The organism is Saccharopolyspora sp. NPDC049357 (genome assembly GCF_040677225.1).
In the GTDB taxonomy this organism is placed as follows: Bacteria; Actinomycetota; Actinomycetes; order Mycobacteriales; family Pseudonocardiaceae; genus Saccharopolyspora.
Map to the genome: position 1 here is coordinate 37381 of NZ_JBFAQJ010000050.1, position 9270 is coordinate 46650.

The 9270-nt window shown below is 68.6% G+C and carries 9 protein-coding genes and 1 pseudogene; 5 read left to right on the forward strand and 5 right to left on the reverse strand.

What is annotated here, in order from left to right; all coding sequences use genetic code 11:
• The first annotated feature begins 9 nt into the window (after nt 1-9).
• The 4 genes from AB0J91_RS29040 to AB0J91_RS29055 all read left to right on the forward strand — a co-directional run bounded on the left by AB0J91_RS29040 (nt 10) and on the right by AB0J91_RS29055 (nt 3451).
• The gene (locus tag AB0J91_RS29040; protein ID WP_235876940.1) at nt 10-483 is read left to right on the forward strand and encodes a R3H domain-containing nucleic acid-binding protein; all 474 of its coding nucleotides are present in this window, start codon (nt 10-12) and stop codon (nt 481-483) included.
• A gap of 273 nt (nt 484-756) precedes the next feature.
• Nucleotides 757-1452 (forward strand): 16S rRNA (guanine(527)-N(7))-methyltransferase RsmG, encoded by a 696-nt coding sequence (gene rsmG / locus AB0J91_RS29045; protein ID WP_132677511.1) that lies wholly within the window; start codon nt 757-759, stop codon nt 1450-1452.
• Between the two features lie 62 nt (nt 1453-1514).
• Nucleotides 1515-2444: a ParA family protein gene (locus AB0J91_RS29050; RefSeq protein ID WP_363786339.1), complete on the forward strand. Its 930-nt coding sequence runs from the start codon at nt 1515-1517 to the stop codon at nt 2442-2444.
• Entirely contained in the window at nt 2441-3451 is a 1011-nt protein-coding gene (locus tag AB0J91_RS29055) for a ParB/RepB/Spo0J family partition protein (protein WP_363785368.1), read from the forward strand. Before AB0J91_RS29050 ends, AB0J91_RS29055 begins: the two co-directional genes overlap by 4 nt.
• Nucleotides 3452-3585: 134 nt before the next feature.
• Here AB0J91_RS29055 and AB0J91_RS29060 read toward each other — a convergent pair whose 3' ends face one another.
• Entirely contained in the window at nt 3586-4536 is a 951-nt protein-coding gene (locus tag AB0J91_RS29060) for a D-alanine--D-alanine ligase (RefSeq protein WP_363875112.1), read from the reverse strand.
• Between the two features lie 77 nt (nt 4537-4613).
• The gene (locus tag AB0J91_RS29065; protein WP_363875115.1) at nt 4614-5951 is read right to left on the reverse strand and encodes a PLP-dependent aminotransferase family protein; all 1338 of its coding nucleotides are present in this window, start codon (nt 5949-5951) and stop codon (nt 4614-4616) included.
• Nucleotides 5952-6330: 379 nt separating this feature from the next.
• Here AB0J91_RS29065 and AB0J91_RS29070 point away from each other — a divergent pair, with 379 nt between their 5' ends.
• Nucleotides 6331-6957 (forward strand): GNAT family N-acetyltransferase, encoded by a 627-nt coding sequence (locus AB0J91_RS29070; protein ID WP_363785374.1) that lies wholly within the window; start codon nt 6331-6333, stop codon nt 6955-6957.
• A gap of 120 nt (nt 6958-7077) precedes the next feature.
• Here the strand turns inward: AB0J91_RS29070 and AB0J91_RS29075 are convergent, their stop codons facing one another.
• The 3 genes and pseudogenes from AB0J91_RS29075 to AB0J91_RS29085 form a co-directional block, all read right to left on the reverse strand.
• Nucleotides 7078-8226 carry an N-acetylmuramoyl-L-alanine amidase gene (locus AB0J91_RS29075; protein ID WP_132677506.1) on the reverse strand — a complete coding sequence of 383 codons (1149 nt, stop codon included), beginning with the start codon at nt 8224-8226 and terminating at the stop codon, nt 7078-7080.
• Nucleotides 8227-8557: 331 nt separating this feature from the next.
• Complete coding sequence (gene trxA, locus AB0J91_RS29080) at nt 8558-8884, reverse strand: thioredoxin (protein ID WP_363875118.1); 327 nt, start codon at nt 8882-8884, stop codon at nt 8558-8560.
• Nucleotides 8885-9045: 161 nt separating this feature from the next.
• Nucleotides 9046-9270, reverse strand: a pseudogene (locus AB0J91_RS29085) (thioredoxin-disulfide reductase); the annotation flags it as partial.

The window sequence follows — 9270 nt, forward strand, 5'->3', positions numbered from 1 at the left end:
TCCCCCGAGGTGTCCAACACCGAGGCCCTGCTGGTGCAGGAAGGTGACGTCGCGGGCGACTACCTGGAGCGGCTGCTCGACCTGCTCGACTACGACGGCGACATCGACCTCGACGTGGAGGCCGGCCGTGCGGTGGTGAGCATCGACGGAGGCTCCGACCTCGAGAAGCTCGTCGGTGGCCGCGGCCAGGTGCTCGAAGCCCTGCAGGAGCTGACCCGGCTCGCCGTCCAGCAGGACACCGGCGTGCGCAGCCGGCTCATGCTCGACGTCGCCGGCTGGCGGGCCGGGCGCCGCGAGGAGCTCTCCGAGATCGGCCGGTCCACCGCCGAAGAGGTCCTCAAGAGCGGCCAGGAGGCTCGGCTGCGGCCGATGACTCCGTTCGAGCGGAAGATCATCCACGACGCCGTCGCGGCGATCGATGGGGTGTACAGCGAGAGCGAAGGCGAAGAGCCCAACCGCAAGGTCGTCGTCTTCAAGAGCTGACCCACTCCCCTGCTGAACGCCCCCGTCGGACTTCGGTCCGGCGGGGGCGTTTTGTCGACTTGAACACTTACCGGTTTGCCACTGGGCGGACTGGGCTGTAGTCGTGGTGCAACCGTTCTGAAACTCTGGTCTGGCTGAATGGTCCTTGGCCTCGCCGGTACTCGTTCGGCGTGGTTTCACGTGAAACAGCGGGTTGGTGCGCGGCTTGGGATCGCGATCCGGCAGGCTAGACGCGAAGTCTTCCGTTTCACGTGAAACAGCGGGGTGAATGTCTTGACCGGAGGTGCGCCCGAGGCGGCGCGGGTCGTTTTCGGCGAGCGAGTGGAGTTGGCGGAGAGGTTCGCCGAGTTACTCCACGAGCACGGAATCCGTCGCGGATTGATCGGTCCACGCGAATTGGACCGGCTCTGGGAAAGACATCTGCTGAACTCTGCTGTGATTGCGGAGTTGCTCCCCCCTCAAAGCCGGGTTGTGGACGTAGGCTCTGGGGCGGGGTTGCCGGGCATCCCGTTGGCGATCGCTCGCCCGGATCTCACCCTCACCTTGCTGGAGCCGATGGCTCGGCGGGTGACGTGGTTGCAGGAAGTCATCACCGAGCTGGCACTCACCGTCGAGGTGGTGCGTGGTCGTGCCGAGGAGGGGCCGGTGCGCGAACGACTTGCCGATCAGGACGTCGTGACCGCGCGCGCCGTGGCGCCGATGGAACGGCTCGCGAAGTGGTCTCTCCCGCTGCTGCGGCAGGACGGCCTACTGCTCGCCATGAAGGGCGATAGCGCGGCTGAAGAACTCGAACGGGATGCGGCGGCGATCGCCGCGGCCGGTGGCGGTCGTGGCGAAGTCAAATCATGCGGTGTCGGCGTACTCGATGTGCCGACGACCGTTGTCGTGGTGGAGCGGGTCGCGGCGGCCCGAACCTCGTCCGGTCGGCGTCGTGAGACACGTCGAGCGAGAAAGGAACGTGGACGGTGAATCCGGAGGAAAACGGAGCGGGTCGGGTTTCACGTGAAACAAGGGGGCGCGCGATGGGCGCCATGCGATTCCCCTCCGGCCCGGAGACCAACGCCATGAGTTTCGGCCGGGACGACATCGGCTGGACTCCGATCATGGAGGAGGCGCAGCGCGCGACGCGCGTGCTGCACCCCGACGAGCTGGACCTCCCCCGCCCCAAGAACCGGCGCATCATCACCGTGGCCAACCAGAAGGGCGGCGTCGGCAAGACGACGAGCACGGTGAACCTCGCGGCCGGGTTGGCGCTGCACGGGCTCAAGGTTCTGGTGATCGACCTCGACCCGCAGGGGAACGCGAGCACCGCGCTGGGCGTCGAGCACCGCGGTGGTGTCCCCTCGGTCTACGAGGTGCTCCTCGGTGAGATCAGCGTCGCGGACGCGGCGGCCAAGAGCACCCAGTCGGACAACCTCTTCTGCGTCCCGGCCACGATCGACCTCGCCGGCTCGGAGATCGAGCTCGTCACGATGGTGGCTCGCGAGGGCCGCCTGAAGGAGGCCCTGAACGCCGAAGCGGTCGAGGCGTTGGACTTCGACTACGTCTTCGTGGACTGCCCGCCGTCGCTCGGCCTGCTCACGGTGAACGCGTTGGTCGCCGCGCACGAGGTGCTGATCCCGATCCAGTGCGAGTACTACGCGCTGGAGGGTCTGGGACAGCTGCTCCGCAACATCGAGCTGGTCCAGTCCCACCTCAACCCGGCGCTGTGGGTCTCGACGATCCTGCTGACGATGTACGACGGGCGGACCAAGCTCGCCGATCAGGTCACCGCCGAGGTGCGCGGTCATTTCGGCGACCTGACCCTGCGGACGGTGATTCCGCGTAGCGTGAAGATTTCTGAAGCTCCGGGCTTCGGTCAGACTGTGTTGACCTACGATCCGGGATCACGAGGCTCGATGAGCTACCTGGACGCGGCGCGAGAGATCGCGGAGCGGGGTGCCGAAAGGAAGACAGCATGACCGAGCGACGAGGTGGTCTGGGCCGCGGTATCGCCGCGCTGATCCCGAGCGCTCCCCCAGCCGGTGCCGATGGCGCCACGCTGAGCGGGACGACCTCCGGGATGCGTGGTGGGCCCGCCTACGGCGGCTCCCAGCCCGAGCCCTCCGTTTCACGTGAAACGGAGAGCGAGGCGCAGGGGTCCGTTGCGGGTGCCGTCTACAAAGAGATCGCCATCGCATCGATCAACCCCAACCCGAAGCAGCCTCGTCAGGTCTTCGACGAGGAAGCGCTCAACGAGTTGGAGCACTCGATCCGCGAGTTCGGGCTCATGCAGCCCATCGTGGTGCGCGAGATCGAGGACGATCAGTACGAGCTGATCATGGGCGAGCGCCGGTGGCGCGCCTCCCAGCTGGCCGGTCTGGAGTACATCCCCGCGATCGTCCGCGAGACCAAGGACGACGCACTGCTCCGGGACGCGCTGCTGGAGAACATCCACCGCGTGCAGCTCAACCCGCTGGAAGAGGCGGCGGCCTACCAGCAGCTGCTCGACGAGTTCGGCGTGACTCACGATGAACTCGCGGACCGGATCGGTCGGAGTCGTCCGGTCATCACCAACACCATCCGGCTGCTGCGCCTCCCCCTCGAAGTCCAGCGTCGGGTCGCCGTCGGCGTGCTGTCGGCCGGCCACGCCCGCGCGCTGCTGAGCCTCGACGACGTCGGGCACCAGGAGGACCTCGCGAAGCGGATCGTCGCGGAGGGACTTTCGGTCCGCGCGACCGAGGAGCAGGTGACGCTCAAGAAGTCCGAGGCTCCTGCGAAGGAGAAGTCCTCTGCGAAGAAGCAGATCCAGGCGCCTGGCTTCGATCGGCTGGCGGACCGGCTCGCGAACCACTTCGACACCAAGGTGAAGGTGTCCCGTGGAAGCCGGAAGGGCAAGATCGTCATCGAGTACGGGTCGATCGACGACCTTGAGCGCATCGCAGAGTTGATCTTGGGTCAGGAAGGCCGTGGAATCAGCGAGGAATGACACCGAGGCCTTACGTCACGGTGATGATTACTGATCGTGATCAAATCGGCCGATCTCGGTGACGGTCGGCGATCGACGAAAAAGCGGCGGACTCCGTGGAGTCCGCCGCTTTTGTTTCACGTGAAACGCGCGAGTCACCCGCCGCGCTTGATCGCCCGCTCGACGAGTCCGGCGTAGGTCTCCCCCAGCGATCGCCCGGCGGCCTCGACCGCCATCGGTAGGAGCGAGGTCTCGGTCAGTCCGGGCGACACCTTCGCGTCGAGGAAGTGCGGGACGCCGTCGGTGTCGATGATCGCGTCCGTCCGGGAGATGTCGCGCAGCCCGAGCAGCTTGTGCGCGGCGATCGCCAGCTCGCCCGCCGCCGCGGCGGTGTCGGCGGAGATGTCCGCCGGGGACCGGTAGTTCGTCAGCCCGGCGGTGTAGCGAGCGGTGTAGTCGTAGACGCCGTCGGCCGCTTCGATCTCGACGGCCGGCAGCGCCTCCGGACCGTCCGGTCCCTCGACGACGGTGATCGCGACCTCGGTCCCCTCGATGAAGCGCTCGACGAGAACCGCGTCGCCGTAGGACAGCGCGCCCACCATCGCCGACGGCAGACCCGCGGCGTCGCGCACCACCTGGGCGCCCAGTCCCGAGCCGCCCTGGTCCGGCTTGAGCATCAGCGGCAACCCGAGCTTGCTCACGAGCGCGTCCAGCACGGCTTGCGCTCCCAGCTCGCGGAAGGTCGCGTGCGGCAGCGCCACCCAGTCCGGCGTCGTCAGCCCGGCACGGGCCACCTCAGCCTTCGCAGTCGGCTTGTCCCAGGTGCGACGGGAAGCGTGCGGTCCGGTTCCGACGTAGGGGATGCCGAGCATGTCCAGCACGGCCTGCACCGAGCCGTTCTCCCCTTCGCCGCCGTGCAGGGCGATGACCACCGCGTCCGGCCGCTCCTCGGTGAGGCGGGACAGCAGCCGGGCATCGGCGTCCCACTCCGCGACGGTCATGCCGACCGAGCGCAGCGCGGCGGACAACCGGCGGCCGGAACGCAGCGACACATCGCGCTCGTGCGAAAGCCCACCGGCGAGGACGGCAACCCAGCGATCAGACACTCTTCAGCACCTCGGAAAAGTAGCGGTCCACTGCACCTGATCAGGCGCAGTGGACCGGTCGTGTGGACGGGGAAAACTCACGCGGTGTCGGGCGACGGCGCCTGCGGTCCCGGCACGCTCCTGGGCGGCACGGTACCGAAGGTGCGAACCAGCTCCATCTCCTCGGACAGCGTGTTGGCGAGCCGGCGCACGCCCTCGCGGATCCGCTCCGGCGTCGGGTAGCAGTAGGACAACCGCATCTGGCGGCTGCCGAACCCGTCCCGGTAGAAGCCGGTGCCCGAGACGTAGGCGACCCGTTGGGTCACCGCGCGCGGCAGCATCGCCTTCGTGTCCACGCCCTCCGGCACGGTCAGCCAGACGAAGAAGCCGCCCTCCGGCTTGGTCCACGTGCAGCCCGTCGGCATGTGCTGCTCCAGCGCGGACATCATCGCGTCGCGGCGCTCCCGGTACTGCTCCTGGAAGATCTTGATCTGGCCCTGCCAGTCGTGCGTCGACAGGTAGCGGGAGACGATCATCTGGTTCAACGTGGGCGGGCACAGCGTCGCCGACTCGGCCGTGAGGACCAGCTTCTCCCTGATCGCCAGCGGGGCCAGCACCCAGCCCACGCGCAGGCCCGACGCGAAGGTCTTCGAGAACGAACCCAGGTACACCACGTTGTCCGGGTCCATGCTGCGCAGCGCCGGGTACGGCTTTCCGTCGAAGCCCAGCAGGCCGTACGGGTTGTCCTCCACGACGAGGATGTCCGCCTGACGGCAGATCTCCAGGATCTCCGCCCGCCGGTTCACCGCCAGCGTGATGCCGCCCGGGTTGTGGAAGTTGGGGATCGTGTACAGGAACTTGATCCGCTTGCCCTGCTTGCCCAGGTCCGCGATCGCCTGGCGCAGCGCCTCCGGCTGCAGGCCGTCCTCGTCCATCGCGACGTGAACGACCTCGGCCTGGTAGGCGCCGAACGAGCCCAGCGCGCCCACGTAGGACGGCCCCTCGGCCAGGATCACGTCGCCCGGGTCGCAGAAGATGCGGGTCACCATGTCCAGGCCCATCTGGGAGCCGGCGGTCACCACCACGTCGTCCGGGTGGGCGCTGATCCCCTCCAGGGCCATGACCTCGCAGATCTGCTCGCGCAGTTCCGGCACGCCGTGAGCGGAGCCGTACTGCAGCGCGACCTGCCCGTCCTCGGACACCAGCCTGGCCACCTCGGTGGCCAGGGAGTCCAGCGGAAGGGCGGCGAGGTTCGGCATGCCGCCCGCCAGCGAGACCACCTCGGGGCGGCTGGCGACGGCGAAGAGAGCTCGGATCTCGGAAGCGGTCATCCCGGCGGTCCGCTCGGCGTAACGCGCCCGGTAGGCGTCCAGGTTGCGGGCCGCCTTGTCCACGGAGTGGTCAGGCTGGTCCGGTTGGCTTCCTTGATCCGACATATCGCGCTCCCGTTTCGGTTAGGCGCACCAGCGCGTTTGCAGCTCGTACAAACGATCGGGCGATTCTATAGGCCCTATCGTTCCGCGGTATCGCCTGTGTAACAGGTCTCTCGTCGGTGGCCCTGCTCGTGCCTGGTGACGGCGGGCGCCTCGCTGTCGTTCTCGGGTGTTTTAGGCCGTTGTTTCACGTGGAACAACAGGTTGGCGCTGGTCGTCGAAGTCCGCCCGTTGGATCTTGGTTCGGTTGCTATTAGGGATGTCACCCCATTGAGGCGGTGCGGGTGAGTAGCGGAGCTAGCCGTCCGGCAGGACAGCGGCCTATTCTGGCGTCAACCCGCCGTGGTCGCGTGCGGGCAATTGCGGCTTGCCAGGAGGTCAGGTGTCGCGACGCGTGGTCGGCATCACGCTGGACAACCTCGACCACCTGCCCCCGCGGTGTCGCCGGTGCGTCTACTGGGAGCTCGCGCCGCACATCAGGGAGCAGGCGGAGGAGTTCGGCGAGACCGAGCTGGAGAAGGAGGCCTGGGTCTCCAGCGTCCTGCTGGAGTGGGGCTCCTGCGGTCGCATCATCTACGTCGACGGTGTCCCGGCCGGGTACGCGATCTACGCGCCGCCGGCCGCCGTCCCGCGTGCCGCGTCCTTCCCCACCGCGCCGGTGAGCGCGGACGCCGTGCTGCTCACGGCGTTGAAGGTGACCACGGAGTTCGAGGAGGGCGGACTGGGACGCATCCTGGTGCAGAACGTCGCCAAGGACCTCACCCGGCGCGGCGTGAAGGCCGTCGAGGCGTTCGGCGACCTGACCGGTGAAGCCGACGGTTGCGTGATCCCGGCCGGGTTCCTCCAGCAGGTCGGCTTCAAGACCGTCCGCCAGCACCCCAAGTGGCCGCGCATGCGCCTGGAGCTGCGCACTGCCATCAGCTGGAAGGAGGACGTCGAGGCGGCCCTGGAGCGCCTGCTGACGTCCGTGACCATCAAGACGGCGGAACCGGCCGTCGGCGGTGCCTGACGGATTCCAGGCTCACCCCGCTCGGTGGCGGAACCCGGCTGTCCTCGTCTGAGAGCCGCTCAGGGACCGCGGCGGCGCCGGTGCGCTCAAGTTGGTCGCCGCCAAGCGGTTCGGAGGCTCTCAGGCGCCCTCGGCGCGTGCCAGCTCGTGCCGCAGGAGGTCGTCGAAGGTGAAGGTTCCGGTCGGCTGGTCGTCCTTGCCGAGCAGGTACAGGCGCTTCACCGCGACCAGCAGGCCCTCGGCCACCACGTCGCGGAACGACGGGTCGAGCAGGCGGTTGCGGTCGTGCTCGTTGGTCAGGTAACCGATCTCCATGCGGACCGCGGGCATCCGGGTCAGCCGGAGCACGTCCCAGGTCTTCGGGTGGGTGCGGCAATCGCGCATGCCGGTGCGGGCGACGATCTCGCGCTGCAGGAACCCGGCCAGCGCCTCCCCCACCGTCGAGGTGGTGCCGTTGCCGGTGCCGAAGTGGAAGCTCGCCACGCCCTCGGCTCCCGGTGACGGGTTGGCGTCGGCGTGCAGCGACAGGAACATGTCGGCGCCCGCCTCGTTGGCGAACGCGGCGCGGTCCGAGTCGGGCGGGCAGGCGTTCGGGCCGCGCGTGATCAGCGCTTCCATGCCGGTGGCCACCATCCGGCCTTCGAGCCGGCGGGCCAGGTCCCAGGTCAGGTCGGCCTCGGAGACGTCCCCGACGGTCACGCCGCGGTCGCCGCCGCCGTGGCCCGGGTCGATCACGATGCGCTTGCCGCGCAGCCGCGGTCCGGCGCGCCGGACCTTCTCCTGCTCGCGCAGGAAGACCGGGCGGCCACCGCGGACCTTGGGGGCGAGCTGCTTGAGCGCGCGCAGGGTGCCGGGGCCGCAGATGCCGTCCGGGGTGAGCCCGTAGTCGCGCTGGAAGCTGCGCAGCGCCTGCTCCGTCTCGGCGCTGAAGATGCCGTCCGGGCGGCCCGCGTCGTAGCCCAGCTCCAGCAGGCGCTCCTGCAGGGCGAACACGTCGTCGCCGCTGACCGGCTTGGACACCAGGAATGCCAGCGAGCGGTCGCCGAGGCGCCACCGCGCGTCGGTCAGCGCGCGGTAGGTCGCCGGGCCGACGACTCCGTCGGTGATCAGGCCCCGCTGCTGCTGGAAGCCGCGTACCGCTTGTTCCACCGCTTCGTCGAAGAGCGCGGGCCCTGGCCGGCCGTTTGCCGGCAGCAGTCCCAGCGACGCAAGGGTGTTCTTGATCTCGGCAACGGCCGGACCGACGTCACCGCGGTGGAGCAGCTGCATGCACTCCTCGCTCGATTCAGGCGTCGGCGAGACCGACGCGGAGGATTGTCGGGATTCTCCCGAGTTCTGCGTTTGCGGAGCGGGTCCGCGGCTGGCGGACCCGTCGGGTCATTGTGCCTTGTGCGCCGTACCCCGGCGCTGCGGCCTACGAGCACCGGGCCGGACGTGCGACAACGGACCGTACACGAATGATCCCTCGCTGCGGCGAGAACGAGCCCCACCGCAGCGGCGGGGCCCGTGAAAGCACGAACCCGCCGTCACTGTCCTATCGACAAGACGGCGGGCGCGCGTTATTCGGTTGCCTCAAAACGAGGTTGACTTCACAGCGAAATCACAGGTAGTCGGACAGGTCCGACAGCAGCGCGGCCTTCGGCTTGGCGCCGACGATCTGCTTGACGGGCTCGCCGTTCTGGAAGACCAGCAGGGTCGGGACCGACATGACCTGGTAGTCGCGGGAGATGCCGGGGTTCTGGTCGATGTCGAGCTTGGCGACGGTGATCTTGTCGGCGTGCTCGTCGGCGATCTCCTCCAGCACCGGGGCGACCATCTTGCACGGGCCGCACCAGGTCGCCCAGAAGTCGACCAGCACGGGCTTGTCGCTGTCCAGGACGGTGGTCTTGAAGGAATCGGCGTCCACGGTCACGGTGTTGCCGGCCATGTTCATCTCCCTTTTCGTTGAAAGTGGGACGGTTTGCTCAGGGTGCGGGAGACGTGTGCGAACCCGTGGCGGTGCGAGCTGCGAGGGCGGACTTCCTAGCTCGCGGCTGCGCCGCTCGCACGCACACGGTTCCGGGACACGCTGTGGAATTGTTCTGGGGCTCAGGCCCCGTAGCCGCCGCCGACCAGCTCGGAGGCGATCTCGGCCTGCGGGGTCTCGTTCTCCGCCAGCCAGCGCTCGGCGTCGATCGCGGCGGAGCAACCGGACCCGGCGGCGGTGATGGCCTGCCGGTAGGTGTGGTCCACCAGGTCGCCGCAGGCGAACACGCCGGGCACGCCGGTGTGCGTGCTGGGCTGCTGCACCTGCACGTAGCCCTCGTCGTCGAG

What these genes read in the sequence shown, in the direction of transcription:
- AB0J91_RS29050 (WP_363786339.1), top strand. Translation starts at nt 1,515, where the DNA reads ATGCGATTCCCCTCCGGCCCGGAGACCAACGCCATGAGTTTCGGCCGG.
- AB0J91_RS29055 (WP_363785368.1), top strand. Translation starts at nt 2,441, where the DNA reads ATGACCGAGCGACGAGGTGGTCTGGGCCGCGGTATCGCCGCGCTGATC.
- AB0J91_RS29065 (WP_363875115.1), bottom strand. Translation starts at nt 5,951, where the DNA reads ATGTCGGATCAAGGAAGCCAACCGGACCAGCCTGACCACTCCGTGGAC.
- AB0J91_RS29075 (WP_132677506.1), bottom strand. Translation starts at nt 8,226, where the DNA reads ATGCAGCTGCTCCACCGCGGTGACGTCGGTCCGGCCGTTGCCGAGATC.
- trxA (WP_363875118.1), bottom strand. Translation starts at nt 8,884, where the DNA reads ATGGCCGGCAACACCGTGACCGTGGACGCCGATTCCTTCAAGACCACC.